The sequence below is a fragment of the Streptomyces griseus subsp. griseus genome (genome assembly GCF_003610995.1).
In the GTDB taxonomy this organism is placed as follows: Bacteria; Actinomycetota; Actinomycetes; order Streptomycetales; family Streptomycetaceae; genus Streptomyces.
In genome coordinates this window covers 4,884,335-4,909,703 of record NZ_CP032543.1, presented here as the reverse complement: position 1 = coordinate 4,909,703, position 25,369 = coordinate 4,884,335, and the positions used below count along the sequence as shown (strand labels likewise).

Below are 25,369 nucleotides of genomic sequence, written 5' to 3'. Positions count from 1 at the left end.
CGCCGCCACCCACCGCCGGAACTCCCCTACACGAAGCGCTGCTTCGCGCTGCCGTCGCACGTCTGGAGCTTCAGCGGGTCGGTGGCCCCCGCCAGCGTCAGACAGAGCCCGGTCGCGGCCGCCGGGCGGATGGTGCCCGCCTGGCGGACGAACTTCTGGTTGGCCGCGCCCGCGCAGTCCCACACGATGAGAGTGGCGCCCGGGTTGTACTTGGCGCCCGAGACGTCCAGGCACCGGTCGTGGCTGAGCGCGGTGCGCAGGGTCTGCGTACCGCCGTCGTACCACCAGTTCTGATTGCGGCCGCCGTGGCAGTCCCAGCCGCCGATCCTGGTGCCGTTACGGGTCACCGAGGCGGGGACGTCCACGCAGGTGCCGGTGGCCTCGTTCTTCACCGGGGTGAACACATCGTCCCAGGCCGCCCGTTGGAGCACCGGGTTCCCCGTGCTCGCCGGGTCGGCGCAGCTCGCCTCGCGGAGCCCGGAGTCATAGATCTGGGTCAGGCAGGAGGCGAAGGCCCGGTGGCCGGCCGCGTTCGGGTGGAAGGACTGGCGTACGGAGTTCTCGTCGGGCAGTCCGGGCTTGCCCAGGTCGATGTAGAGCCCGCGCGCCCAGGCGGCCTCGCTGCACACCTCGTGGCCGTGGAAGAGGCGGGAGTTGTCCAGGTAGGTGGCCCCGGTGGAGGCGGCCGCCTTGCGCATGCCGACCTGGAAGGCGGGCACGGCGGTGTTGCGGCCCCAGACGGTGTCGGAGTCGTAGCCCAGGCCGCCGCAGATCAGCTTGCCGGGGAACTTCGGGTTGTCGTAGAAGTCCGGGCCGATCGGGCTCGGGTAGCCCATCAGGACGAGCTTGTAGTCGCTGTTCGCGTACCCGGCCCCGGTCATCACCGTACGCAGATCGCGGACGGTCGCCTCGACCTTGGGGACCAGGGCGTCGACGCGGGCCTGCCAGCCGTCCGCATACTTGGGCTCGCACGGGCCCTGGAGGGTGATGTAGCGGACCACGCAGTCGGTCATGACCGGGCCGAACTGGAGGTCGTCGTTGGCGCCCGCGACCAGGACGACCATCTTGATCCGGGTGTTGCGGGCCTTGATGGCGAGGCTGTCGCTCTGGACCAGCTCATCGGCGTACTGCTTGTTTCCGCCGATCTTGATGTTCCCGGTATAGGCGCCGGAGCAGGAGACGTTGTACGTGACGTCCGCCGCGATGCCCGTGCGGTGGATGGCGGCCTCCGGCGAGCGGTGGCACCAGTTGTCCGGCCCGTTGGTGCCGGGGTCGTAGGTGCCGACGCCCTCGCCGGAGATCTCGCTGTCGCCCAGGGAGATCAGCCCGGTCTTGCGCTCGGCGAGCGGCCGTTCGGCGGGGCTGCCGTACAGCCGGGTGGCCTCGGCCGCCCGGATCGTTTCCAGCGCGGGCGGGAGAGGAGTGGATGCGATAGTGCTGGTGCCGGTACCCGACTCGGCCGCGCCGGCCGGTCCGGCGACCGCCATCGTGGTGGCGGCCACCGCGAGCGCGGCGGTGACAGCGGCCGTACAGCGGAGCCGGCGAAGGCTGCGGAGCCCTCGGAGTCTGAGCCTGGTGCGCCTCATTGCGCCTCCCGGGTGAGTGGTTACCTCGGGTATTTACTGGCCGGTAGGCGACTTGGGAATACATGGAACAAGACACGTGCTCATCTTTTGCAGGAGGTTTAAACACGATGACCGACACGTCGGCAGATACGTCCGGCTCTGACCGGTTCCGGATCGAACACGACTCGATGGGTGAGGTGAAGGTCCCCGCCCACGCCAAGTGGCGGGCACAGACGCAGCGGGCGGTGGAGAACTTCCCCATCTCCGGGCAGCGTCTGGAGCGGGCGCACATCGAGGCGCTGGCCCGGATCAAGGGCGCGGCCGCCAGGGTCAACGCCGAGCTGGAGGTGGTGGATCCGGACATCGCGGCCTCGATCCAGGAGGCCGCCGCCGAGGTCGCCTCGGGCCGCTGGGACGAGCACTTCCCGGTCGACGTGTTCCAGACGGGGTCCGGCACCTCCTCCAACATGAACACCAACGAGGTCATCGCCACCCTCGCCACCGAGCGGCTGGGGAGCGAGGTCCACCCCAACGACCACGTCAACGCCTCGCAGTCCTCCAACGACGTCTTCCCCTCCTCGATCCACATCGCGGCCACCGCCGCCGTCACCGCCGACCTGATCCCCGCGCTGGACCACCTGGCGGAATCCCTGGGGCGGAAATCGGCCGAGTTCGCGGAGGTCGTCAAGTCCGGCCGTACGCATCTGATGGACGCCACCCCGGTCACCCTCGGCCAGGAGTTCGGCGGCTACGCGGCCCAGATCCGCTACGGCGTGGAGCGGCTGCGCGCCTCCCTGCCGCGGCTCGCCGAACTCCCCCTGGGCGGTACGGCGGTGGGCACCGGCATCAACACCCCGCCCGGCTTCTCCGCCGCCGTGATCGCCGAGGTCGCCTCGGCCACCGGGCTGCCGCTGACCGAGGCCCGCGACCACTTCGAGGCGCAGGGGGCCCGGGACGCGCTGGTGGAGACCTCGGGCCAGCTCCGTACGATCGCGGTCTCGCTCACCAAGATCTCCAACGACCTGCGCTGGATGGCCTCCGGCCCGCGCACCGGCCTCGCCGAGATCAACCTCCCCGACCTCCAGCCCGGCTCCTCGATCATGCCGGGCAAGGTCAACCCGGTGATCCCGGAGGCCGTCCTGATGGTGGCCGCCCAGGTGGCGGGGAACGACGCCACGGTCGCCACGGCGGGCGCGGCCGGCAACTTCGAGCTGAACGTGATGCTCCCGGTCATCGCGAAGAACCTGCTGGAGTCCGTACGGCTGCTCGCCAATGCCTCTCGGCTGCTGGCCGACCGCACGGTGGACGGCATCACCGCCAACGTGGAGCGGGCCCGCGCCTACGCCGAATCCTCCCCCTCGGTGGTCACCCCGCTCAACAAGTACATCGGCTACGAGGAGGCGGCCAAGGTCGCCAAGCAGTCCCTCAAGGACGGCACCACGATCCGCGAGACCGTCCTGGCCTCGGGATATGTGGAGCGCGGCGATCTGACCGTGGAGCAGCTGGACGCGGCGCTGGACGTGTTGCGGATGACACGGCCGTGACGGACCGGCCCCGGCGGGGGTCACCCGGAGCCCCTGGGCACACCCGGGTGACCTGAGTCGCAGCGGGGCGGCGCGGACGATCCGTAAGATCCATCCATGACAGGTACGGGAGAGTGCGCACGCTGGGCGCCGGGGGACCAGATCCTCTGGCGCTACCGCGACAACGGCCGGGCCCACCGGGCGCCCGGGGCCCCGCCCGTGCACATCTGCCGCCCGGTGACCGTCGTCCAGGACACCGCCGAGCTGCTCGCCGTCTGGATGGCTCCCGGCACCGAATGCGTACGCCCGGTCCTGGCCGACGGCACGCAGGTGCACGCCGAACCGCTCGCCACCCGCTACACCGCGCCGCGCACGACGGCCCGCTCCACCTGGTTCGGCTCGGGGGTGCTGAAGCTGGCCCGGCCCGGGGACCCGTGGTCGGTCTGGCTGTTCTGGGACCGGGGCTGGCTCTTCAGGAACTGGTACGTGAACCTGGAGGAGCCCCGCGTCCGGTGGTCCGGCGGGGTGGATTCCGAGGATCACTTTCTCGACATCTCCGTGCACCCGGACCGGAGCTGGAAGTGGCTGGACGAGGACGAGTTCGCCCAGGCGCAGCACGTCGGTCTGATGGACCCGGCGACGGCCGCCGGGGTGCGCGAGGCGGGCCGGGCCGCCGTCGAGGTGATCTCTGCGTGGGGCTCGCCCTTCCGCGACGGCTGGGAGCACTGGCGGCCCGATCCCCGGTGGCAGGTTCCACCACTGCCGGATGACTGGGACCGCACCCCTGCCCATATGCCGTCGTGAGACCCTGGACGCACCCCCCGGGGGTCCGGTCGGCAGGCCCGGCTCCCTGAGGGACACACCGGATCTGACCACAAGTCATCGCACCGGTCGTGCGGTACGACGGGCCACGGACCCGGACGGACCGTTCGGTCGCAGGACCACCACGAGGGGGTGGAGACGTGCTCGCTGCCCGCTGCCGCCTCACCGCGAACAGACCGGCGCACGTGCGGAACGTCGCCCTCCGGCCATCTCGCGGACGTTCGGTTTCGGCCCCGCGTGCCGGGGCATCCGCAGACAGCCGTTGTCCTCATCGCGGTCGCCGGGGCACAGTGGCGCCCCACGAGGTGACTGCCTCATACAACCGGCCCGGACGGACGGAATCCCACGCGTGACGGAGCACCCCACCTCCCACGAAGGCCGGCAGCCTCTCGCGGCGCGGCAGCAGGAGCGCACCCGGCCCCGGCAGCAGGACGCGGCTGCCGCGGCCGCCGCTGCCGCGATCCCGTCGCCGGCCGGCGCACCGAACCCCGGACCCGCCGTCGCCGAGGCCCAGGCGGCCACCCGCCGCGAGGGCGACCGGCTGCGCTTCGTCGGGGCCGCGACCCGGCGGATCGCCCGGGGCATCGACCTGGACGAGATCGTGCTGGGGCTGTGCCGGGCGAGCGTGCCGACGTTCTCCGACGCGATCCTGGTCTATCTGCGCGACCCGCTGCCGGTCGGCGACGAGCGGCCGGTGAGCCCGTTCGTGCTGCGGCTGCGCCGCTCCGACCGGCTCCGCCACACCGACGAGGAGGGCGGCGAGACCGGTTCGGAGACGGAGCGGCTGCGGCCGCTGCTCAGCGACCCGACGGCCGACCTGATGCCCGCCGCCGAGCTGTGCGAGGTGCGGGCGGGCGGCGCGCTGGCGGAGGTGCTGCGCGGGGTGCGGCCGGTCTTCGGCGACTCGGCGGCGGCCCGGGCGGCGCTGCCCGAACTGCTGGGCCCCGGGCGGCCGGTCCCCACCGGCCACCGCGCGATCCTGGCCCCGCTGCGCGGCCGGCGCCGGGTGATCGGCGCGGCCGTCTTCGTACGGTCCACCGAGCGGCCCCCGTTCGAGGCCAGTGATCTGCTGGTCGCCGCCCAGCTGGCGACGCACACCGCGCTCGGGATCGACAAAGCCGTGCTGTACGGGCGCGAGGCCTACATCGCCGACGAGCTCCAGCGCACGATGCTCCCCGACTCGCTCCCCCAGCCCACCGGCGTACGCCTCGCCTCGCGCTACCTCCCGGCGGCCGAGACGGCCCGGGTCGGCGGCGACTGGTACGACGCGATCCCGCTGCCCGGCAGCCGGGTCGCGCTCGTCGTCGGCGACGTCATGGGCCACTCCATGACCTCCGCCGCGATCATGGGCCAGCTCCGCACGACCGCCCAGACCCTGGCCCAGCTGGACCTGCCGCCGCAGGAGGTGCTGCACCACCTGGACGAGCAGGCGCAGCGGCTCGGCAGCGACCGCATGGCGACCTGCCTGTACGCGGTGTACGACCCGGTCGCGCACCGGATCACCATCGCCAACGCCGGCCACCCGCCGCCCGTGCTGCTGCACCTGGGCGGCCGGGCCGAGGTGCTGCGGGTGCCGCCGGGCGCCCCGATCGGGGTGGGCGGGGTCGACTTCGAGGCCGTGGAGCTGGACGCCCCGGCCGGTGCCACGCTGCTGCTGTACACCGACGGCCTGGTCGAGTCCCGGCTGCGGGACGTGTGGACCGGCATCGAACAGCTGCGGGAGCGCCTCGCGGCGACCGCGCAGCTCACCGGGGACGACCACTCCCCGCCCCTGGAGGCCCTCTGCGACGACGTGCTCGACATGCTGGGCCCGGGCGACCGGGACGACGACATCGCGCTGCTGGCCGCCCGCTTCGACGGGATCGCGCCGAGCGATGTGGCGTACTGGTATCTGGAGCCGGAGGACGCGGCCCCGGGCCGGGCCCGCAGACTGGCCCGGCGGGCGCTGAGCCGGTGGGGCCTGGAGGAGATGTCCGACGAGGTGGAGCTGCTCGTCAGCGAGGTCGTCACCAACGCGGTCCGCTACGCGGAGCGGCCGGTGACGCTGCGCCTGCTGCGGACGGACATCCTGCGCTGCGAGGTCGGCGACGACTCCCCGCAGCTGCCCCGCCAGCGCCGGGCCCGGGAGACCGACGAGGGCGGCCGTGGGCTGTTCCTGGTCAACCGGTTGGCCCGCCGGTGGGGCGCGACGCGGCTGTCGACGGGCAAGGTCGTCTGGTTCGAGATGGCGACGCGCAGCTGACCTGACGTACGTGGGAGAGGGGCGGTGCCGACTCCGGCACCGCCCCTCTCCGTCGTACGCGGGTCATCCGCGCGCGGTCACTGCCCCAGGAGTCCGCCACCACCGGGCCGCTCGCCCGGCTGCCCGTCGCTCTCCCCGGGCGGGGGCGGCAGCTCGGGGCTCTTGGTGGGCGGGACGGTGGGCGGCGTGATGGTCGGCGGGGCCGACGTCGTGGGCGGAGTCTCGCTGGGCGTCTCGCTCGGGGTCTTGGAGGGCGTCTCGGACGGCGTGGGCTTCTCCGACGGGGTGGGCTCCTCCGACGGCGTCTCGGAGGGGGTCGGCGGGGGCGGGACCTCGCCGCGCTCCACGTCCTGGAGGTCGAACCTGGCGTCCGAGCCGCCGCCGAGGGCGCCGAGGGTGTAGTCCGCCCAGATCCGGGCCGGGAAGCCACCGCCGTTGGCGCGGCCGGAGTTGGCCGTACCGGTGAGGGAGACCTGCCGTCCGCCCTTGGGCGACTCGCCGAAGAGGGCCACGACCGTGGTCAGTTCGGGCGTGTACCCGGCGAACCAGGCCGACTTGTTCTCCTCCGAGGTGCCCGTCTTGCCCGCCGCCTGGTAGGCGGAGGTGCTGGCCGCGCTGCCGGAGCCGGACTTGACGACGCCGGTGAGCGCGGAGGTCACGGTGTCGGCCGACGCGCGGCTGATCACCTGCTCCTTCTTGGCCGCCTCCGGCTTCACCGTACGGTCGCGGTGCTCGGCGGACTGGAGGATGTGCGGGGTGACCTTGCGGCCGTGGTTGTCCAGGGTCGCGTAGACGCCCGCCATGTCCCAGGTGGAGGCGTTCATGGTGCCGAGGGTGACGGCGGGGCGCTCGGGGAAGTTCTTGTCCGGTACGCCGAGGGCGAGCGCGGTCCGCTTGGTGGCGGCGGGCGTCACGTCCACGATCATCTGCGCGAAGACGGAGTTGACCGAGCTGTTCATCGCCCTCTGGACGGAGATCGGGCCGTAGCTCCGGTTGTCCTCGTTCTGCGGGTTGAACGGGGTCTCGCTGCCGACGACGGGCCGCTTGCTGGTGCCGTCGTAGACGGTGTTCAGCCCGATCAGATTGCCGTCCTGGGTCTTTGAGTCGTTCTCCAGGGCGGCGGCGAGCACCAGCGGCTTGAAGGTGGAAGCGGGCTGGTAGTCCTGGCGGGTGGCGTTGTTGACGTAGTGCTTGACGTAGTCCTCGCCGCCGTACATCGCGAGGACCTTGCCGGTCTTCGGGTCGACGGAGGTCGCGCCGGCCTGGACGGTGGCGTCGATCTTGTTGCCCTCCCGGTCCAGCTGGGACTCCAGCTCCTTGTCCACCGACTTCTCCAGCTGCTGCTGGCGCTTCTTGTCGATGGTGAGGGTGAACGTCCAGCCGCCGGCCTCCCGGTCCTCGGCGGAGATGCCCTGCTTGTCGAGTTCCTTGTTGACCGCCTCGACGAGGTAGCCGGTCTGGCCCTCCATGCCCTTGGCGGGCTTGGGCTTCTGCGGGACCGGGAACTCCTGCTTGGCGCGGTCCGCCTCGGAGAGCCAGCCCATCTCGACCATGTTCTTCAGGGTGTAGGACCAGCGGTCCTTGACCAGGCGCTTGCCGGTGTCGGTGGCGGTGGCCCAGTCGTACTGGCTGGGGGCCTGGAGGAGCGAGGCGAGGTAGGCGCCCTGGGAGACGTTCAGGTCCTTGGCGTCGACGCCGTAGTACGCCTGGGCGGCCGCCTGTATGCCGCTGGCGCCGCGCCCGTAGTAGGCGGTGTTGATGTACCCGGCGAGGATCTGGCTCTTGGACTGGTTCTGGTCGACCTTGAGCGAGATCACCAGCTCGCGGAGCTTGCGGCTGATGGTGGGGTCCTGCGTCAGGTAGTAGTTCTTCACGTACTGCTGGGTGATGGTCGAGCCACCCTGCTTGCCCTTGCCGCTGAGCGTGTTGATCAGACCGCGGGTCGTGCCCTTGAGGTCGATGCCGTCGTCCTCGTAGAAGGTCTTGTTCTCCGCGGCGACGAAGGTGTGCTGCACCTCCTTGGGCACCTGGGCCAGGTCGACGATCTGCCGGTTGACGCCGCTGTTGGACCGGGCGAGCACGGTGCCGTCGCTGTACTGGTAGACGTTGCTCTGCCGCTCCGCCATGGCGTTGGGGGCGGGTACGGGGACGTACAGGTAGAGGGCGAGGAAGGCGCCCATGCCCAGGAGGACGATCCCGAGGAACGTGCCCAGCAGTTTCTTCCACGTGAAGAGTCTGCGTATGCCACCGCTCTTCGCAGCCCGGCGCGACTCCTGCGCCCGGGCTCGTCGCGCATCCGCTCGACCCATCGCTGTGTTGCTCCCGCTTCTCTGCTCGACCGGCTCGCTCGGTTCACCCGATTCCGTTCAGACCTGCCAGCTAACACCGTCGGCAGAGACGAAAGGCAAGCGATCCGGTCCTTTCCGGACGTGACAATCAGCACCCGTTCCCCTGGGAACCGACTCCTGGAGGGTGCGCAAGGTTGCGAGAACCGTTAATGTGAAATCACATTGATAGCGCGGCAGCAGCCGCACGAAACGGGGGACCCCATGCCCGGACAGCACGACGACCACCGCCCGGACGCTTCGGCGGCCGCACTCGACATCGACGCCCCCGACATGCCCGAGCCGCAGGTCAGGGAGGTCACCGCGCACTCCATCCCGGGCGGACTCGGACTGCTGCTCACGGTGCTCGGGGTGTTCGCCGGGGTCGGACTCGCCATCGTCGGCGGCGTGATCGGGGCGGGCGGAAACAACGCCGTCGGCGTCCCGCTCTTCATCCTCGGGGCGCTCCTGGTGATCACCTCGTTCTTCTGCATGAGCGGTGTGAAGATGGTCGCTCCGGGCGAGGCCCGGGTCATCCAGCTCTTCGGCCGGTACGTCGGCACCATCCGCGCCGACGGGCTGCGCTGGATCAACCCGCTGACCTCCAGCCGCAAGATCTCCACCCGGGTCCGCAACCACGAGACCGCCGTCCTCAAGGTCAACGACGCCTACGGCAACCCGATCGAACTGGCCGCCATCGTCGTCTGGAAGGTCGAGGACACCGCCCAGGCCCTCTTCGAGGTCGACGACTTCCTGGAGTTCGTCGCCACCCAGACCGAGGCGGCAGTCCGGCACATCGCGATCGAGTACCCGTACGACGCCCACGAGGAGGACGGCCTCTCGCTGCGCGGCAACGCGGAGGAGATCACCGAGAAGCTGGCCGTCGAACTGACCGCCCGGGTGAAGGCGGCGGGCGTCCTGATCATCGAGTCGCGCTTCAGCCACCTCGCGTACGCCCCCGAGATCGCCTCCGCCATGCTCCAGCGCCAGCAGGCCGGCGCGGTCGTCGCGGCCCGCCAGCAGATCGTCGAGGGCGCGGTGGGCATGGTCGAGATGGCCCTGACCCGGATCGCCGAGCAGGACATCGTGGAGCTGGACTCCGAGCGGAAGGCGGCCATGGTCAGCAATCTGATGGTGGTGCTGTGCGGTGACCGCGCGGCCCAGCCGGTCCTCAACACGGGCAGCCTCTACCAGTGACCGACCAGCCCCCGCCCCGGCGGACCCCGGCCCCCCGGCCGCAGCAGCGCAAGCAGATGCTGCTGCGGCTGGACCCCGCGGTGCACGACGCGCTGGCCCGCTGGGCCTCCGACGAGCTGCGGAGCGCCAACGCGCAGATCGAGTTCCTGCTGCGCCGGGCGCTGAAGGAGGCGGGGCGGCTGCCGGGGTCGGCGGCGCCGATCGCCCGCCGGGGAAGGCCGCCGAAACGACCGCCGGAGGAGCCGGCTCCCGACGCGTAGAGAGCGCCCCTGGCCCGCGATCGCCGGCCAGGGACGCTTTTCGAACCCGTATACACGCCAGGTATACACACCGTGTAGAGTGCTCCTCATGTCTATCGGCCACACCCTCCTAGGGCTCCTGGAATCCGGCCCCCGCCATGGCTACGACCTCAAGCGGACCTTCGACGAGAAGTTCGGCCAGGACCGCCCGCTCCACTACGGCCAGGTCTACTCGACGATGTCCCGCCTCCTGAAGAACGGGCTCGTCGAGGTCGACGGCATAGAGAGCGAAGGGGGGCCCGAGCGCAAGCGCTACGCCATCACGGACGCCGGGATCACCGACGTCTCGCGCTGGCTCATGCAGCCCGAGAAGCCGGAGCCGTACCTCCAGTCGACGCTCTACACCAAGGTCGTCCTGGCGCTCCTGACCGACCGCAGCGCCTCCGACCTGCTGGACTCCCAGCGCTCGGAGCACCTGCGGATGATGCGCGTCCTCACCGACCGCAAGCGCAAGGGCGACCTCGCCGACCAACTCATCTGCGACCACGCCCTGTTCCATCTGGAAGCCGATCTGCGCTGGCTGGAGCTGACCGCAGCGCGCCTCGGCCAGCTCGCCGAGGTGGTGGCCCCGTGATCCCCGACGGCTCCCTGCTGGCCGCGCACGACCTGCGCAAGACCTACGGTGCGACGCCCGCCCTGGACGGTGCCTCGTTCTCCGTCCACCCGGGCGAGGTCGTCGCCGTGATGGGCCCCTCCGGCTCCGGCAAGTCGACCCTGCTGCACTGTCTGGCCGGGATCATCACCCCGGACTCCGGCACCATCACCTACGCCGGCCGCGAGCTCTCCGCGATGTCGGACGCCGAGCGCAGCGCCCTGCGCCGCAGCGACTTCGGGTTCGTCTTCCAGTTCGGCCAGCTCGTGCCGGAGCTGACCTGTGTGGAGAACGTGGCGCTGCCGCTGCGGCTCAACGGTGTGAAGCGGAAGGCCGCCGAGCGCACCGCCCGGGAGTGGATGGAGCGCCTGGAGGTCGACGGCCTCGGCGCCAAGCGGCCCGGCGAGGTCTCCGGCGGCCAGGGCCAGCGCGTCGCCGTGGCCCGCGCCCTGGCCGGCTCACCGAAGGTGATCTTCGCGGACGAGCCGACCGGCGCCCTGGACTCCCTCAACGGCGAGCGGGTCATGGAGCTGCTGACCGAGGCGGCCCGCTCCTCCAACGCGGCAGTCGTCCTGGTGACCCATGAGGCCCGGGTCGCCGCCTACTCCGACCGTGACGTCACCGTGCGCGACGGCCGGGCCCGCGACCTGGAGCACGCCGTATGACGCTGCTCCACTCCCGTCACGCTCCGGCCGCCGAGGAGGACCGCCCGAAGCCGCCCGCGCGGGGCGCGGCCACCCTCCGGGACCTCGGCCTCGGCATCCGGTTCGCCGCCGCCGGAGGCCGCGAGGGCTGGATCCGTACGCTGCTGACGGCGGTCGGCGTCGGCCTCGGGGTCGCCCTGCTGCTGCTCGCCTCGTCCGTGCCGCACATGCTGGACCAACGGAACGGGCGCGACCAGGCGCGCAAGGAGGCCCGGATCTCCGACACGCCCGGCGCGAACGCCCCGAAGTCCGACACCTCGGTGGTGGTGGCCGACTCGGGCACCGAGTACCACAGCCAGTCCGTGGCGGGATACCTGGTGCGCGCCGACGGTACGGCTCCGGCCCGCCCGCCGGGTGTCGACCGCTTCCCCGGGGCGGACGAGATGGTGGTCTCCCCCGCCCTCAAGGAGCTGCTGGCCGCCCCCGGGAACGAACTGCTGCGCGAGCGGCTCCCGTACGAGATCACCGGCACGATCGGCGACATCGGGCTGCGCTCTCCGAACGAACTCCGCTACTACGCGGGCAACGACACCCTGACCCTCGCCTCGGGCGGCCACCGGATCGCCGGGTACGGGGACACCCGCGAGGCCGCACCGCTGTCGCCGCTGCTGGTCATGCTCACCGTCATGGTCTGTGTCGTCCTGCTGGTGCCGGTCGCCATCTTCATCGCCACCGCCGTGCGGTTCGGCGGCGAGCGCCGTGACCGCAGACTCGCCGCGCTGCGCCTGGTCGGCGCGGACATCCGCACGACCCGGCGGATCGCCGCCGGGGAGGCGCTGTTCGGAGCGGTCCTCGGGCTGCTGGCCGGGCTGGTCTTCTTCGTGGTGGGACGGCAGTTCGCGGGCTCGGTGGAGATCTGGGACGTCACCGCGTTCCCGGCGGACCTGGTGCCCGATCCGCTGCTCGCCGCCCTGATCACCGTGGCGGTGCCGCTGACCGCCGTGCTCGTCACGCTGGTCGCGATGCGCTCCGTGGCGATCGAGCCGCTCGGCGTCGTACGCCGGGGCCGCGACCGGGGCCGCCGGCTCTGGTGGCGGCTGCTGATGCCGGTCGCGGGGCTGGTGGTGCTCGCCTCCACGGGCCGGGTCAGCACCTACGAGTACGCGCCCTTGAACCCGTACTTCATCGCGACCGGTGCCGTGCTCGTCCTGGTCGGGCTCGCCCTGCTGCTGCCGTGGCTGGTCGAGGCGTGCGTGAGCCGGCTGCGGGGCGGCCCGGTCCCCTGGCAGCTCGCCACCCGCAGGCTCCAGTTGAGCAGCGGGGCCGCGTCCCGCGCGGTCAGCGGGGTCACCGTGGCGGTGGCGGGAGCGGTCGCGTTGCAGATGATGTTCGCCGCGATGAACGCCGACTTCAACCGGATGACCGGCCAGGACCCCACGCGGGCCCAGTTCGCCGGGTACTCAGAGAACGTCACGGGCGAGGCGGCCACCTCGGCCATCGCGCAGTTCCGCGCCACCAAGGGCGTGGAGGCCGTCATCGGCTCGGTGGAGGCGTACGCGTCCAAGCCGGGCGTCTACGCCGACGACGACATCCCGCCCACCACCTCGCTGACCGTCGGCACCTGCGCCACCCTGCGCGAACTGGCCCGGATCGGCGCCTGCCAGGACGGCGACACGTTCGTCGTCCACCCGCCGGGTGACCGCGAGATGTCCGACTGGATCGACGAGACGGCCCGCAAGGGCAAGGTCGTCGAGATCGGCTCCGGAGGCGGGAAGCCGGTGCGGTGGACTCTGCCCGCCGGCTCCCCGACCGTGCAGGGCCGCACCGACCCGATGGGCGACCCGCACTACGGGATCATGGCGACCACCGGGGCGATCGACGCGGGCACGCTGCCCGGCGCGCAGATCACCGCCCAGATCCGGGTCGACCGGAGCGTGCCGGACGTCGCCGAGCACGTGCGCAACACGGCGGCCCGGATCGACCCCGCCATGCGCTTCGTCACCCTCGACTCGGTGGAGCGCGACCGGCAGTACGAGAGCATCCAGACCGGCCTCAAGGTCGGGGCGACCGTGGTGCTGCTGCTGATCGCCGCCTCGATGCTGGTCTCCCAGCTGGAGCAGTTGCGCGAGCGGAAGCGGCTGCTGTCGGTGCTGGTCGCCTTCGGCACCCGGCGTACGACGCTGAGCTGGTCGGTCCTGTGGCAGACCGCGATCCCGGTGGTCCTCGGCCTCGTGGTGGCGGTCGCGGGCGGGCTGGGGCTCGGCGCGACGCTCACCTGGATGATCGAGAAGAGCGTCTCCGACTGGTGGCTCTTCCTGCCGCTGACCGGGGCGGGGGCTGGGCTGATCCTGCTGGTGACGGCATTGTCGCTGCCCTCGCTGTGGCGGCTGATGCGGCCGGACGGGCTGCGCACGGAGTAGCGGAGCGGGGCCGGTGCGGCGGGAGGGAAGCCTCCTCGCCACACCGGCCTCCGTTCATCCGTGGGGCTCGTCCACCACCCGCACCGGGAGCGGCTTCATCGCCCCGCGCAGCGCGGCGGCGAACTCCTCGAACTCGCCGCCCCGCGCGGAGCCGGTCCGCATCGCCAGCGCCACCCGCCGGGTGGGGGCCGGGTGGGCGAAGTGGCCGGTGGCCAGGGCGTCGTTGCGGGCGGTCTCCACCGTGACGGCGGTGCGTGGCAGGAGCGTCACCCCGAGCCCGCCCGCGACCAGTTGGACCAGCGTGGAGAGCCCGGCGGCGGTCGTGGTGACCGGCGCCCCCTCCGTACGCCCGGCCTCCCGGCAGATGTCGAGGGCCTGGTCGCGCAGGCAGTGGCCCTCGTCCAGGAGGAGCAGCGGCAGCTCCCGCAGCGCTTCGCGCGGGATGTCGGCACGGCCGCCGAGCCAGTGCTCCTGCTCCATGACCAGCACGAAGTCCTCGTCGAAGAGCGGGATCTCGCTGACCCCGGGGACCCCGAGCGGCACGGCGAGGAGGAGCAGGTCCAGGCGTCCGGCGGCGAGCCCCTCCAGCAGGGAGGAGGTCTGCTCCTCGTGGACCTGGAGGTCGAGGTCCGGATAGCGGTCGTGGACCAGCCGGAGCACGGTGGGCAGCAGATACGGGGCGACGGTCGGAATCACACCGAGCCGGAGCACTCCGGTGAACGGGGCGCGGGCCGCCTCCGCCTCCTCCATCAGCGCGGCGACGGCCTCCAGCACAGCCCCGGCCCGCACCGCGAGCCGCTCGCCGGCGGGTGAGAGCAGCACCTTGCGCGTCGTACGCTCGATGAGCTGGACACCCAGTGCCTCCTCCAGGGTGGAGACGGCTCCGGAGAGTGCCGGCTGACTCATCCCGATTGCTGCCGCCGCGTCCCGGAAGTGCAGATGTTCCGCCACCGCCGCGAAGGCGCGGAGCTGCGACAGACTGGGCTGCCTGGCGGCCGACTTACCGGACTGCTTCGGGCGTATGCCCTGTTTTCCCTGCGCCACTGATAGGCACCTCCGATCATCGCGACCGAGTGTAGCTATTTCACTGATCAATGCACTCTGTGCCAAGGTGGATCTCGTCCAACCCTCAGGAACTCTCCCAAAAGGGGATTTCCAGACGCTGCAAGGAGAGCGCGTGCTCACTGTTGGTGACAAGTTCCCCACGTTCGACCTGACCGCCTGTGTTTCGCTGGAGAGCGGCAAGGAGTTCGAGCAGATCAACCACAAGACCTACGAGGGCAAGTGGAAGATCGTCTTCGCGTGGCCGAAGGACTTCACCTTCGTGTGCCCCACCGAGATCGCCGCCTTCGGCAAGCTGAACGAGGAGTTCGCCGACCGCGACGCGCAGGTCCTCGGCTTCTCCGGTGACTCCGAGTTCGTGCACCACGCCTGGCGCAAGGACCACCCGGACCTGACCGACCTGCCCTTCCCGATGCTGGCCGACTCGAAGCACGAGCTCATGCGTGACCTCGGCATCGAGGGCGAGGACGGCTTCGCGCAGCGCGCCGTCTTCATCGTCGACCAGAACAACGAGATCCAGTTCACGATGGTGACCGCCGGTTCCGTGGGCCGTAACCCCAAGGAGGTCCTGCGGGTCCTCGACGCGCTCCAGACCGACGAGCTGTGCCCGTGCAACTGGACCAAGGGCGAGAACACCCTCGACCCGGTCGCGCTCCTCTCGGGCGAGTGAGCTGATACCCATGGCTCTCGATGAACTCAAGTCCGCCATACCGGACTTCGCCAAGGACCTGAAGCTGAACCTCGGTTCGGTCATCGGCAACAGCGACCTCCCCCAGCAGCAGCTGTGGGGCACCGTGCTGGCCTGCGCGATCGCCTCGCGCTCGCCGAAGGTGCTCCGTGAGCTGGAGCCGGAGGCGAAGGCCAACCTGTCGCCCGAGGCGTACACCGCGGCGAAGTCGGCGGCCGCCGTCATGGCGATGAACAACGTCTTCTACCGGACCCGGCACCTGCTGTCGGACCCGGAGTACGGCACGCTCCGCGCGGGCCTGCGGATGAACGTCATCGGCAACCCGGGCGTGGAGAAGGTCGACTTCGAGCTGTGGTCGCTCGCCGTCTCCGCGATCAACGGCTGCGGCCAGTGCCTGGACTCCCACGAGCAGGTGCTCCGCAAGGCCGGTGTGGACCGCGAGACCATCCAGGAGGCCGTCAAGGTCGCCTCGGTGATCCAGGCGGTCGGTGTGACCCTCGACGCCGAGGCCGTACTCGCCGAGTAGTCACCCCGCACCAATCCTGATCGTGGAAGAGCCCCGAGGACGACCGACCGTCCCCGGGGCTCTTCCCTGTCCCGCCGTACGTCTACTTCTGCGGCGGCTCGTCCGGCGAGGACCCCCCGCCCTCCGGCGGGTCGGGGAACACGACCGGGGTGACGGGCTCGGCGGGTGGCCCTTCGAGCACCGCGTCCGGGGCGGCCGGCGGCCCGGTCGGCGCGACCCCCAGGGCGGTGGCCCCGTGCTGGCCGCCCACCGCCCGGGGCGCTCCGTAGGACCGTAGATAGCCGACCACCGTATTGGTGACCGCGACCAGCGGTACGGCGACGACCGCACCGCCGATGCCCGCGACCAGGCCGCCCGTCGCCACCGCGAGGACCACGGCCAGCGGATGGACCCGCACCGCCCGGCCCAGGATGAACGGCTGGAGGATGTGGCCCTCGATCTGCTGCACCGCCAGCACCACCACCAGCGCCCAGAGCGCGGTCCACACCCCTTCGGTGACCAGCGCGACGACCACCGCCAGCGCTCCGGAGACGACGGCACCGACGAGCGGGATGAAGGCGAACAGGAAGATGAAGACGGCCAGGGGCACCGCGAGCGGCACATTGAGGAAGTAGAGGCCGAGACCGATGAAGATGGCGTCGATCAGGGCGACGAGCACCGTGCCGCGCACGTAGGCGGTCAGGGTGCGCCAGGCGCGCGGCCCGGCGCCCGCGACACCGGGGCGGGCCGCGGCGGGCACCAGCTTCAGCGACCACTCCCAGATGCGCCGGCCGTCGTAGAGCAGGAAGAGCGTGGAGAACATGGCCAGCAGCAGGCCGGTGAGGAACTCCACCATGAAGGTGACGCCCTGGAGCCCGGCGGAGGTGATCTCCTCCGTGTTGGTGCCGATGGTGTCGTTGAGGTTCTTGGCGATGTCGTTGATCTGCGACTCGGTGACGTGGAAGGGGCTGTCCAGCAGCCAGCGCTTCAACTCGTCGATGCCGTCGCGGACCCGGTCGGAGAGCGTGTCGAGGTTGTCCATGACCTGCCACACGACGAACCAGCCGACCAGACCGATGATGACGAACCCGAGCACGGCCGTCACCGCGGTGGCGAGCCCGTGCGGCAGCCCGTACCGCTTGAGCCGTACGACGGTCGGCTGGAGCATCGCGGTGACGAGCAGGGCCGCCGAGAAGGCGAGGACGACCAGTTGGACGGCGGTGATCACCTGCATCAGGACCCAGAGCGTCCCGGCGAGGACGAGCAGCCGCCACCCTGCCTCGGCCGCCACCCGCATCCCCCACGGAATCGCGGCGACCGGATCGGGCTTGGCGGAGACGGAGGGGGCGTACGTGGGCGGCGCGGGGACCTGGCCGGGGTCCTCGGCGTCCGGGGGCCCGGTGGGGCCTTGGGGGTCGTCGTCGCCGTGAGCGCGCGACCGGCGCTCTTCCAGGCGCGCGCCCAGTTCCGTCAGTTCGGACCCGAAGCGGTCCAGCCAGCCTGGCAGTTTTGACATGTCTCTTTCCCTTCCCCCAACTTCGCTCCCCAGCGCTGCCAGGTTCGCCGGATGCGACCGTACACGCGCGAAGCCCCCCACCGCGCTCGCGGTGGGGGGCTTCGGAAGGCCGGTCGGGCCTAGTACCAGTTGTTGGCCTGCCAGAAGGACCAGGCACCGCACGGGGAGCCGTAGCGGCCGTCCATGTAGCTGAGGCCCCACTTGATCTGGGTGGCCGGGTTGGACTGCCAGTCGGCGCCGGCGGAGGCCATCTTGTGGCCCGGGAGGGCCTGCATCAGTCCGTACGCCCCGGAGGACGCGTTGGTCGCCCGGTAGTTCCAGGTCGACTCGTGGTTCACGATGTTGCTGAAGCACTGGAACTGGTCCGCGGGGACCATCTGGCGGGCCATCGCCTGCACCTGGGCCACGGTGTACGAGCCCTGCGCGGAGAACGAGGAGGCGTCGCGGACGGAGGACCGGCTGGCGCGCTCGGAGGCCTCCTTCTCCTTCTTCGCCTTCTCCGCGGCCTCGCGCTCGGCTTCCGCCTTCGCCTCGGCGTCCGCCTTCTTGGACTTGGCGTCCTTGGCGGCCTGGAGGCGGGCGGACTCCTCGGCGGACTTCTTCGCGGCGGCGTCGGCGGCGGATGCCTGGGCATCGGCCTGCTGCGTCAGCGAAGCGGTCTGGACCTGGGCCTGCTGGCCCGCGGGAATGTCTGCGAGCAGCGTGGTGTCGGCTGCGGCAGCCTCGAAGTTGTTGTCGTCGGCGGCAGGTGCGCCGCCCGCAGCAACGCCTACGACGGCGCCAACGGTGGTGACCGCGGTGGCAGATGCCACGGCGAACCCCCGGACCGAGATCCGGCTCACATGGTGTCCTTCCAGCATCGTCCGCTTAGGTGACCTCGCGGGCGCGTTCGTGCCCCTGACGCTGGCCTCCCTACTGCGTGGGTCACGGGAGGCACGGGCCCGTTGGGCAACCCCTGTCGAGGAGGTCGCCGCGTGGTACTCGCGGGCGGCATACGGGCGTCTCGTGTGGAGTTGTGTGGTGCGTGGCACCTCTGGAGGTACCCAAGTGCCGTATGCGGGGCCTGACGGAAGCAAGACTCTGCCGGACGGGGATGCCACAGGGCAATTCTGTGTTGCGTGGGAAAGGTCACACCCCGTTTGGGCCATCGGTTTCGCGGAAATGACGGCGCAACACGATGCCGCCCGGCTAAGCTCCTTGGCTCACCCGGGCGGCATCAACAGGACATGCAGGTCAGATGTGCCCTTCCTCCAGCATTTCGGTCACCAGTGCGGCGATCTGCGAACGCTCCGAACGTGTGAGCGTCACATGGGCGAAGAGCGGATGACCCTTCAGCTTCTCGACCACGGCGACGACTCCGTCGTACCGGCCGACCCGGAGGTTGTCCCGCTGGGCCACGTCATGGGTGAGCACCACACGGGAATTCGCCCCGATCCGGGACAACACGGTCAGCAGCACGTTCCGTTCGAGGGACTGCGCCTCGTCCACGATCACGAACGCGTCGTGGAGCGAGCGGCCGCGGATGTGGGTGAGCGGCAGGACCTCCAGCATCCCGCGCCCCAGCACCTCCTCGATGACCTCGCGCCCGGCGACCGCCGAGAGCGTGTCGAAGACCGCCTGCGCCCAGGGGCTCATCTTCTCGGCCTCGCTGCCGGGGAGATAGCCGAGCTCCTGGCCGCCCACCGCGTACAGCGGGCGGAAGACCATCACCTTCTTGTGCTGCTGGCGCTCCAGCACCGCCTCCAGGCCGGCGCAGAGGGCGAGCGCCGACTTGCCGGTACCGGCCCGGCCGCCCAGCGAGACGATGCCGACCTCCTGGTCGAGCAGCAGGTCCAGGGCGATCCGCTGCTCGGCGCTGCGGCCGTGGATGCCGAAGGCTTCCCGGTCGCCCCGCACGAGCCGCACATTGCCCTCGGCCGTCACCCGGCCCAGCGCCTTGCCGCGCTCGGACTGGAGGACCAGCCCGGTGTGGACGGGCAGCTCGGCGGCCTCGGGGACGTAGAGCGTCTCCTCGGTGAAGAGCAGGTCGACCTGCTCCCCGAGAGGGAGAGGTCGGTCATCCCGGTCCAGCCGGAGTCGGTGATGGCCAGCTCGGCGCGGTACTCCTCGGCGAGGAGGCCGACCGAGGAGGCCTTGATCCGCAGGGGCAGGTCCTTGGAGACGACCGTGACGTCGTACCCCTCCGCCTGGAGGTTGCGGGCGACCGCGAGAATCCGTGAGTCGTTGTCCCCCAGCCGGTACCCGGCGGGCAGTATGCCGGGGTCGGAGTGGTTGAGTTCGACGCGGAGCGTCCCGCCCAGATCCCCGAGGGGGATCGGGGCGTCCAGCCGGCCGTACCGGATCCGGAAGTCGTCCAGCAGGCGCAGGGCCTGCCGGGCGAAGTATCCGAGCTCCGGATGGTGCCGTTTGGCCTCCAGCTCCGTGACCACGACGATCGGCAGCACGACTTCGTGCTCGTCGAAGCGGGCCATGGCTCCGGGATCGGCCAGCAGGACGCTGGTGTCGAGAACGTATGTGCGCCTGTCGGGCATGCGGCGCTTGCTACTGGTCACCACGGAAGGACGTACCCCCTCGGACGAGGTCGGGGAGTGCGACGAACGGTCGCGGAGCTTCCCGAAGGGAGAGGACGGACCGGGATCGGGCCCTTGTGCTCGGGCCGGACCACGGCCTCCGCGTCGGCCGCAGGCTGACTGCGTCTACGGTCCTTCGTGTGCAAAGGGCCTCCCGGGCGAGCGGACTGGGTGCCGCTCACTTGGATGCGACATCCGCCTGGTTGGTGACCGGATGTCGACCTGCCAGGGGTATTCCCTGTTCGGGCCGAAGCCATGCCGCTGCATATGACACGGTGTGGAGAAGTCCCGGTGGACGCGCGATGACTCCCCTATATAGAGGAGTCATCGGCCGGAGCGGGCGAAAGGGCTGTTCAGGCCCCGTAGCGCCGGTGGCGGGCGGCGTAGTCGCGCAGCGCCCGCAGGAAGTCGACCTTGCGGAAGGCCGGCCAGAAAACCTCGCAGAAGTAGTACTCCGAATGGGCGCTCTGCCAGAGCATGAAACCCGAAAGGCGCTGCTCGCCACTGGTCCGGATCACCAGGTCGGGGTCGGGCTGGCCGCGGGTGTAGAGGTGCTCGGAGATCAGGTCGGTGGAGACGATCTCGGCCAGTTCCTCGAAGGTCGTGCCGCGCTCCGAGTGGTCCAGGAGCAGGGAGCGCACGGCGTCCGCGATCTCCTGGCGGCCGCCGTAGCCGACGGCGACATTGACGATTATCCCGCCGACATGGGACGTCGACTGCTCGGCCTCCTTGAGCACCAACTGGGTCTCGGCGGGCAGCAGGTCAAGGGTGCCGACGTGGTGGACCCGCCACCGGCCGTCGGCGGCGAGGTTGCGTACGGTGTTCTCGATGATGCCCAGGAGCGGCTTCAGCTCGTGCTCGGGCCGGTCGAAGTTGTCCGTGGAGAGCATCCAGAGGGTGACGACCTCGACATCGGTCTCGCTGCACCAGCCGAGCAGCTCGGAGATCTTGTCCGCGCCCGCCTGGTGGCCCTGGACCGCCGAGCCGCCGGAGGCCTTCGCCCAGCGGCGGTTCCCGTCGAGGATAACCCCGATGTGCTTCGGCACCTGGTCGTGGTCCAGGCGGCCTTCCACCCGGCGCGCGTAGAGCCTGTACACCAGGTCGCGGAAGTTCACTGAGTTCACCCTCTCGGTTCCGTACGGGCCCGGGGCCCGCCTTCCCCGTCGCCGGGGGTCCGGGGTCCACCCCCGCAGGGGAGCGCCGCACGGACCCGCGCGGGCATGAGCCGCGCCGCACATCGGCCTTCCCCGAAGCGGCCACATTACTGCGACCGGGTCACGGGGGCCCAACCCGGTCTGTCACAACTCCGTGATAAGGAGGGAAAATGACTGATTACCTTTCCCCTGACCTCTACTACCGCGCTGCCGACACGCGCTACGACTCCATGGAATACCGCCGCACCGGGCGCAGCGGCCTCAAGCTGCCCGCCCTGTCGCTGGGCCTGTGGCACAACTTCGGCGACGACCGGACGCTGGACTCCCAGCGGGCGATGCTGCGCCGCGCCTTCGATCTCGGGGTGACGCACTTCGACCTGGCCAACAACTACGGGCCGCCGCCCGGCTCGGCCGAGCTGAACTTCGGCAAGCTCTTCGCCCAGGACTTCGCTCCGTACCGGGACGAGCTGGTCCTCTCCACCAAGGCCGGCTATCTGATGCATCCCGGCCCGTACGGCGAGTGGGGCTCGCGGAAGTATCTGCTGTCCTCGCTGGACGCCTCGCTGAAGCGGATGGGCGTGGAGTACGTCGACATCTTCTACTCGCACCGCTTCGACCCGCACACCCCGCTGGAGGAGACGATGGGCGCGCTGGCGTCCGCCGTCCAGCAGGGCAAGGCGCTGTACGTGGGGGTCTCCTCGTACAACGCGGAGCAGACCGCCGAGGCGGCCGGGCTGCTGCGGGAGATGGGCGTCCCGGCCCTGATCCACCAGCCGTCCTACTCCATGATCAACCGCTGGATCGAGGACGACGGCCTCCTCGACACCCTGGAGGCGGCCGGAATGGGCTGCATCTCCTTCGTGCCGCTCGCCCAGGGCCTGCTCACCAACAAGTACCTGAAGGGCATCCCGGAGGGCTCGCGCGCCACCCAGGGCAAGTCGCTGGACCCGGGCCTGCTCTCGGACGAGGTCCTGCGCCGGCTGCGCGGCCTGAACGACATCGCCCAGGGCCGCGGCCAGTCGCTCGCCCAGCTGGCCATCACGTGGGTGCTGCGCGACAGCCGGATGACGTCGGCGCTGATCGGCGCGTCGAGTGTGAAGCAGCTGGAGGAGAACGTGGCGGCGCTGGCCGGACCGGCGCTGACGGCGGCGGAGCTGAAGGAGATCGACGCCTTCGCGGTGGACGCGGAGGGCGCCAACATCTGGGCGGGACGCGACTGACAGTCGATCACGGGGCTTTGCGGCGTCCCGGGCGGGATGCGCGACGGTGTCGGTGAGCGGCTCGCGGCGGGCCCAGGCGGGCTTCGTGGCGGTGCGGGCAGGCTGCGTGGCGGTCCCGGGCGGGCTTCGTGGCGGTGCGGGCAGGCTGCGTGGCGGTCCCGGGCGGGCTTCGCGACGGGCCCGGATCGGCTTCGCGGGGGCCTCGGTGAGGTGGGGCCGTTTCGGCCCAGAAAAAACGGGCCGGTCCGTGGGGGGGATACGGACCGGCCCGAGGGGGGGTTTCCACCATAACCCTTCGTAAGTCCCGCTGGGTGCCGCGCCACTCCATAACTACTCTCCGAGTTCGCCGGACTCCGGAACGGGCTCGGCCGGAGTCGTGAACGGGCAGGAAGAACGCCCTATGGGTCGCGATCGCGGGCCCGGATTCGCGCCCGGTATCGAGGGGGCGTCACCGGGCGCGGGCTTGACGCCCCACGTCGCGAGCGGTTCTTCCCGCGGTCAGGCGCGGTCAGTGTGGGTGGAAGCGGACCGCCAGCGTGTCGCCTGCCGCGACCACGAAGTCGCCCTCCTCGCATCGGATGACCGCCTCGTGGACCTCGCCGCGCCCGTCCCTGCGCTCCAGCGTCCCGACGACCGTCCAGGCCCCCTCGTACGGCACCGGCGGCAGCTGGGTCAGCGGGGCGTGCTGCCACTGGTTCGCCGGTACGCACCAATCGGGCAGCAGCGGCCAGGCGCCCGGGGTGATGCGTAACGTCCAGTCCGAGGTACAGGTCAGCAGGACGGACTGGCCCCGGTCGATCACGAACTCCACGGCCTCCGGCTCGCCCGCACGCCCCTCCGGCCGGTAGAAGACGCCGTGCACGGCGGTGATCCGGGAGCCCGTGAGCCAGTCGGAGTTGCCGCTCCTAGCTCGGCCGGCCGGAGCTCCGCACTCTTCCCTCTCCACCGTCATGGCCGTTCCCCGTCTCGCTCGCTGGGCCTGCTCCCGATGAGTAGGACGGCGGCTCGCGCGATCGCGTTGCCTAGGAGACAAGGCTGAACTGGCGTCCGAGGTAAGCAGGTTGACCTTTCCTGACACACCCCTTGATACGTCACAGGGGCTTGCGGGCCTCAATCAGGAAGCGTGTGGTGTGGGCGAGGAACGGGCCCTCCTCCTCGATCTTCCGGTGGAGTGCGGCCAGTTGGGGCCGGTACTTCTCGACGGTGAAGCCGGGCACCATCCAGATCACCTTGCGGAGGAAGTAGACGACCGCGCCGATGTCGAAGAACTCGGTGCGCAGCCGCTCGGGCCGCAGATCGACGACCTCCAGGCCGGCCGCCTCGGCGGCGGCGCGCGCGTCCTCGGGGTCGCGGGCGCCCCGCACCTCGGGCGGCTGCGGGCCGAGGAAGAACTCGACGAGTTCGAAGACGCTCGCCGGACCGACCTGCTGCGAGAAGTACGTACCGCCGGGGGCGAGCACCCGGGCGATCTCCTCCCACCAGGTGGTCACCGGGTGCCGGCTCACCACCAGGTCGAAGGCGGCGTCGCCGAAGGGCAGCGGCGGCTCGTCCGCGTCGGCGACGACGACGGCGCCGAGGGGGTGCAGGAGGGCGGTGGCGCGGGCGATGTTCGGCGGCCAGGATTCGGTGGCCACGGTGACCGGCGGGAGCCTGGGCGCGGCGGCCAGCACCTCACCGCCGCCGGTCTGGATGTCGAGTGCGGCCCGCGCCTCGCCGAGCCGGCCGGCCATGGCGCGGGCGTACCCCCAGGAGGGCCGCTGCTCGGTGGCCCGCCCCTCCAGCCAGGAGAAGTCCCACCCGTCCACGGAGACGGAGCCGGCCTCGGCGACGAGGGCCTCGAACCGGTCGCGGGAGGCGGTGGAGGGGAAGGGCGCAAAGGACTGTTCGGACATACGGGGATCGTGCCAGGCCCGGGGCGGGTGGCGCGAATGGATTCCGGGGCCGTACGCCCCCCCCTCGGGCGTACGGGCTGCCGCCACCGACGGCCCAGGCCCCGGCTCCGGGGTTCAGGCGGCCAGGGCCCCCAGAAGCACCCCGGCCAGCGCCCCGGTGATCATGAACGGGCCGAACGGGATGCCCGTCTTACGCCCCGCCCGGCGCAGGAGGACGAGCCCGAGTCCGTACACCGCGCCGAACAGGAACCCGGCGAACCCGCCCAGGAACAGCACCTCCCAGCCGTACCAGCCGAGGGCGACGCCCAGGGCGAGGGCGAGCTTCACATCGCCGAAGCCCATGCCGTTCGGGTTGATGAGGAAGAGCAGGAGGTAGAAGCCGCCGAGCGCCACCCCGCCGAGCAGCCCGGAGGTCCAGGACCCGGCGTGTCCGGGGAGCAGGGCGGCCCCGCCGAGGAGGAGGACGGCCGCGGCGGCCAAGGGCAAAGTGAGTGGGTCCGGCAGCCGGTGCACGCGGCGGTCGACGGTCGCCAGGAGGACGGCGGGCGGCGCGAGGACCAGCCACGCGACAAGCTCGGGCCGGGGCCCCGTGGCGGCGGCGAGCGCGATGCAGACGAGGACGGTGACGAGGGGGGCGAGGGTGCCGGGGGCGTAGGGGGCGGGGGCGGAGACAGGGCGCGGTGGACGGGAGGCGGGGGGCTCGCCTTCGTCGCTGTACGGCAGTACGGGGGCGGGGCGGTCGTCCCCGCGCGGCAACGGGGCTTCGGCTTCCTCCCCGTACGCGACCGGGGCCGGGCGGTCGTCGCCGGACGGAGCCGGGGCTTCGGCCTCCTCCCCGAACGGGACGGGGGCGGCGGCCTCGTCTCCGTACCGCCGCCGTACGGGAGCCCGTGTGCCAGGGCCGCAGGACGGGCAGCGGGCCCGGCCCAACCAGCCGCCGAACCGGCCGGTGAACGCGTGGCCGGCGGGGCAGGCTGTGCGCCAGGGTTCCTCGGGGTCGACGGCGAACCGGTACGCGGCGCGCGGGATCAGCAGTCCGGTGGCTCCGCCCCAGACGGCGGCGGCGACGAGCAGCGCGAGGTCCACCCCACGACCCTAAACGGCCGCGCGGACGAGGGGCTTGGGCCCTGGGGC

Annotated in this window: 20 protein-coding genes and 1 pseudogene; 11 read left to right on the top strand and 10 right to left on the bottom strand. The window is 71.3% G+C overall.

Features of this window, described 5'->3' with window-relative positions; genetic code table 11:
- Positions 1 to 26: 26 nt before the first annotated feature.
- Positions 27 to 1,586 (bottom strand): ricin-type beta-trefoil lectin domain protein, encoded by a 1,560-nt coding sequence (locus tag D6270_RS22285; RefSeq protein WP_109163834.1) that lies wholly within the window; start codon positions 1,584 to 1,586, stop codon positions 27 to 29.
- Between the two features lie 107 nt (positions 1,587 to 1,693).
- On the opposite strand from D6270_RS22285, the gene D6270_RS22280 reads away from it, so the two are divergent.
- The 3 genes from D6270_RS22280 (at position 1,694) to D6270_RS22270 (ending at position 6,152) form a co-directional block, all read left to right on the top strand.
- Entirely contained in the window at positions 1,694 to 3,109 is a 1,416-nt protein-coding gene (locus D6270_RS22280) for a class II fumarate hydratase (protein ID WP_109163835.1), read from the top strand.
- A gap of 96 nt (positions 3,110 to 3,205) precedes the next feature.
- Positions 3,206 to 3,892 (top strand): cytidylyl-2-hydroxypropylphosphonate hydrolase, encoded by a 687-nt coding sequence (locus D6270_RS22275; RefSeq protein WP_109163836.1) that lies wholly within the window; start codon positions 3,206 to 3,208, stop codon positions 3,890 to 3,892.
- 367 nt (positions 3,893 to 4,259) lie between these two features.
- Positions 4,260 to 6,152 (top strand): SpoIIE family protein phosphatase, encoded by a 1,893-nt coding sequence (locus D6270_RS22270; RefSeq protein ID WP_109163837.1) that lies wholly within the window; start codon positions 4,260 to 4,262, stop codon positions 6,150 to 6,152.
- A gap of 77 nt (positions 6,153 to 6,229) precedes the next feature.
- Here D6270_RS22270 and D6270_RS22265 read toward each other — a convergent pair whose 3' ends face one another.
- Complete coding sequence (locus D6270_RS22265) at positions 6,230 to 8,461, bottom strand: transglycosylase domain-containing protein (RefSeq protein ID WP_109163838.1); 2,232 nt, start codon at positions 8,459 to 8,461, stop codon at positions 6,230 to 6,232.
- 240 nt (positions 8,462 to 8,701) lie between these two features.
- Between D6270_RS22265 and D6270_RS22260 the strand changes: the two genes are divergently transcribed.
- From D6270_RS22260 to D6270_RS22240, 5 genes are all read left to right on the top strand, one after another.
- Positions 8,702 to 9,673: an SPFH domain-containing protein gene (locus D6270_RS22260; protein ID WP_109163839.1), complete on the top strand. Its 972-nt coding sequence runs from the start codon at positions 8,702 to 8,704 to the stop codon at positions 9,671 to 9,673.
- Positions 9,670 to 9,933, top strand: a complete 264-nt coding sequence (locus D6270_RS22255; protein ID WP_109163840.1) for a type II toxin-antitoxin system antitoxin — start codon at positions 9,670 to 9,672, stop codon at positions 9,931 to 9,933. Before D6270_RS22260 ends, D6270_RS22255 begins: the two co-directional genes overlap by 4 nt.
- A gap of 88 nt (positions 9,934 to 10,021) precedes the next feature.
- Positions 10,022 to 10,546 carry a PadR family transcriptional regulator gene (locus D6270_RS22250; RefSeq protein ID WP_109163841.1) on the top strand — a complete coding sequence of 175 codons (525 nt, stop codon included), beginning with the start codon at positions 10,022 to 10,024 and terminating at the stop codon, positions 10,544 to 10,546.
- A complete protein-coding gene (locus D6270_RS22245) occupies positions 10,543 to 11,229 on the top strand; it encodes an ABC transporter ATP-binding protein (RefSeq protein WP_109163842.1) in 687 nt (228 codons plus the stop codon). Before D6270_RS22250 ends, D6270_RS22245 begins: the two co-directional genes overlap by 4 nt.
- A complete protein-coding gene (locus D6270_RS22240) occupies positions 11,226 to 13,628 on the top strand; it encodes an FtsX-like permease family protein (RefSeq protein WP_109163843.1) in 2,403 nt (800 codons plus the stop codon). Before D6270_RS22245 ends, D6270_RS22240 begins: the two co-directional genes overlap by 4 nt.
- Before the next feature lie 54 nt (positions 13,629 to 13,682).
- Here the strand turns inward: D6270_RS22240 and D6270_RS22235 are convergent, their stop codons facing one another.
- On the bottom strand, positions 13,683 to 14,672 hold the full coding sequence (locus D6270_RS22235; protein ID WP_109163844.1) for a hydrogen peroxide-inducible genes activator: 990 nt from the start codon (positions 14,670 to 14,672) through the stop codon (positions 13,683 to 13,685).
- 133 nt (positions 14,673 to 14,805) lie between these two features.
- Between D6270_RS22235 and D6270_RS22230 the strand changes: the two genes are divergently transcribed.
- Both D6270_RS22230 and D6270_RS22225 read left to right on the top strand, forming a co-directional pair.
- The gene (locus D6270_RS22230; protein WP_109163845.1) at positions 14,806 to 15,360 is read left to right on the top strand and encodes a peroxiredoxin; all 555 of its coding nucleotides are present in this window, start codon (positions 14,806 to 14,808) and stop codon (positions 15,358 to 15,360) included.
- A gap of 10 nt (positions 15,361 to 15,370) precedes the next feature.
- Positions 15,371 to 15,904 carry an alkyl hydroperoxide reductase gene (locus D6270_RS22225; protein ID WP_109163846.1) on the top strand — a complete coding sequence of 178 codons (534 nt, stop codon included), beginning with the start codon at positions 15,371 to 15,373 and terminating at the stop codon, positions 15,902 to 15,904.
- A gap of 82 nt (positions 15,905 to 15,986) precedes the next feature.
- Here D6270_RS22225 and D6270_RS22220 read toward each other — a convergent pair whose 3' ends face one another.
- The 4 genes and pseudogenes from D6270_RS22220 to D6270_RS22200 form a co-directional block, all read right to left on the bottom strand.
- Positions 15,987 to 17,399: an AI-2E family transporter gene (locus D6270_RS22220; protein ID WP_109163847.1), complete on the bottom strand. Its 1,413-nt coding sequence runs from the start codon at positions 17,397 to 17,399 to the stop codon at positions 15,987 to 15,989.
- A gap of 119 nt (positions 17,400 to 17,518) precedes the next feature.
- Positions 17,519 to 18,241, bottom strand: coding sequence for an aggregation-promoting factor C-terminal-like domain-containing protein (locus D6270_RS22215; RefSeq protein ID WP_109163848.1), 723 nt, complete (start codon positions 18,239 to 18,241; stop codon positions 17,519 to 17,521).
- Between the two features lie 391 nt (positions 18,242 to 18,632).
- Positions 18,633 to 19,954 (bottom strand): annotated as a pseudogene (locus D6270_RS22210) (PhoH family protein).
- A 368-nt stretch (positions 19,955 to 20,322) separates the two neighbouring features.
- A complete protein-coding gene (locus D6270_RS22200) occupies positions 20,323 to 21,084 on the bottom strand; it encodes an isoprenyl transferase (protein WP_109163850.1) in 762 nt (253 codons plus the stop codon).
- Between the two features lie 209 nt (positions 21,085 to 21,293).
- Between D6270_RS22200 and mgrA the strand changes: the two genes are divergently transcribed.
- Positions 21,294 to 22,343 carry an L-glyceraldehyde 3-phosphate reductase gene (gene mgrA, locus D6270_RS22195; RefSeq protein WP_109163851.1) on the top strand — a complete coding sequence of 350 codons (1,050 nt, stop codon included), beginning with the start codon at positions 21,294 to 21,296 and terminating at the stop codon, positions 22,341 to 22,343.
- Between the two features lie 508 nt (positions 22,344 to 22,851).
- On the opposite strand, the gene D6270_RS22190 is transcribed toward mgrA, so the two are convergent.
- The 3 genes from D6270_RS22190 to D6270_RS22180 all read right to left on the bottom strand — a co-directional run bounded on the left by D6270_RS22190 (position 22,852) and on the right by D6270_RS22180 (position 25,321).
- Entirely contained in the window at positions 22,852 to 23,295 is a 444-nt protein-coding gene (locus D6270_RS22190) for a hypothetical protein (protein WP_109163852.1), read from the bottom strand.
- Between the two features lie 139 nt (positions 23,296 to 23,434).
- Positions 23,435 to 24,235: a class I SAM-dependent methyltransferase gene (locus tag D6270_RS22185; protein ID WP_109163853.1), complete on the bottom strand. Its 801-nt coding sequence runs from the start codon at positions 24,233 to 24,235 to the stop codon at positions 23,435 to 23,437.
- 114 nt (positions 24,236 to 24,349) lie between these two features.
- The gene (locus D6270_RS22180) at positions 24,350 to 25,321 is read right to left on the bottom strand and encodes a prepilin peptidase (protein ID WP_109163854.1); all 972 of its coding nucleotides are present in this window, start codon (positions 25,319 to 25,321) and stop codon (positions 24,350 to 24,352) included.
- Between the last annotated feature and the right edge of the window lie 48 nt (positions 25,322 to 25,369).

Coding starts and splice junctions, on each gene's coding strand:
- D6270_RS22280 (WP_109163835.1), top strand. CDS start 1,694: ATGACCGACACGTCGGCAGATACGTCCGGCTCTGACCGGTTCCGGATC.
- D6270_RS22185 (WP_109163853.1), bottom strand. CDS start 24,235: ATGTCCGAACAGTCCTTTGCGCCCTTCCCCTCCACCGCCTCCCGCGAC.
- D6270_RS22265 (WP_109163838.1), bottom strand. CDS start 8,461: ATGGGTCGAGCGGATGCGCGACGAGCCCGGGCGCAGGAGTCGCGCCGG.
- D6270_RS22225 (WP_109163846.1), top strand. CDS start 15,371: ATGGCTCTCGATGAACTCAAGTCCGCCATACCGGACTTCGCCAAGGAC.
- mgrA (WP_109163851.1), top strand. CDS start 21,294: ATGACTGATTACCTTTCCCCTGACCTCTACTACCGCGCTGCCGACACG.
- D6270_RS22285 (WP_109163834.1), bottom strand. CDS start 1,586: ATGAGGCGCACCAGGCTCAGACTCCGAGGGCTCCGCAGCCTTCGCCGG.
- D6270_RS22190 (WP_109163852.1), bottom strand. CDS start 23,295: ATGACGGTGGAGAGGGAAGAGTGCGGAGCTCCGGCCGGCCGAGCTAGG.
- D6270_RS22250 (WP_109163841.1), top strand. CDS start 10,022: ATGTCTATCGGCCACACCCTCCTAGGGCTCCTGGAATCCGGCCCCCGC.
- D6270_RS22220 (WP_109163847.1), bottom strand. CDS start 17,399: ATGTCAAAACTGCCAGGCTGGCTGGACCGCTTCGGGTCCGAACTGACG.
- D6270_RS22275 (WP_109163836.1), top strand. CDS start 3,206: ATGACAGGTACGGGAGAGTGCGCACGCTGGGCGCCGGGGGACCAGATC.
- D6270_RS22240 (WP_109163843.1), top strand. CDS start 11,226: ATGACGCTGCTCCACTCCCGTCACGCTCCGGCCGCCGAGGAGGACCGC.
- D6270_RS22260 (WP_109163839.1), top strand. CDS start 8,702: ATGCCCGGACAGCACGACGACCACCGCCCGGACGCTTCGGCGGCCGCA.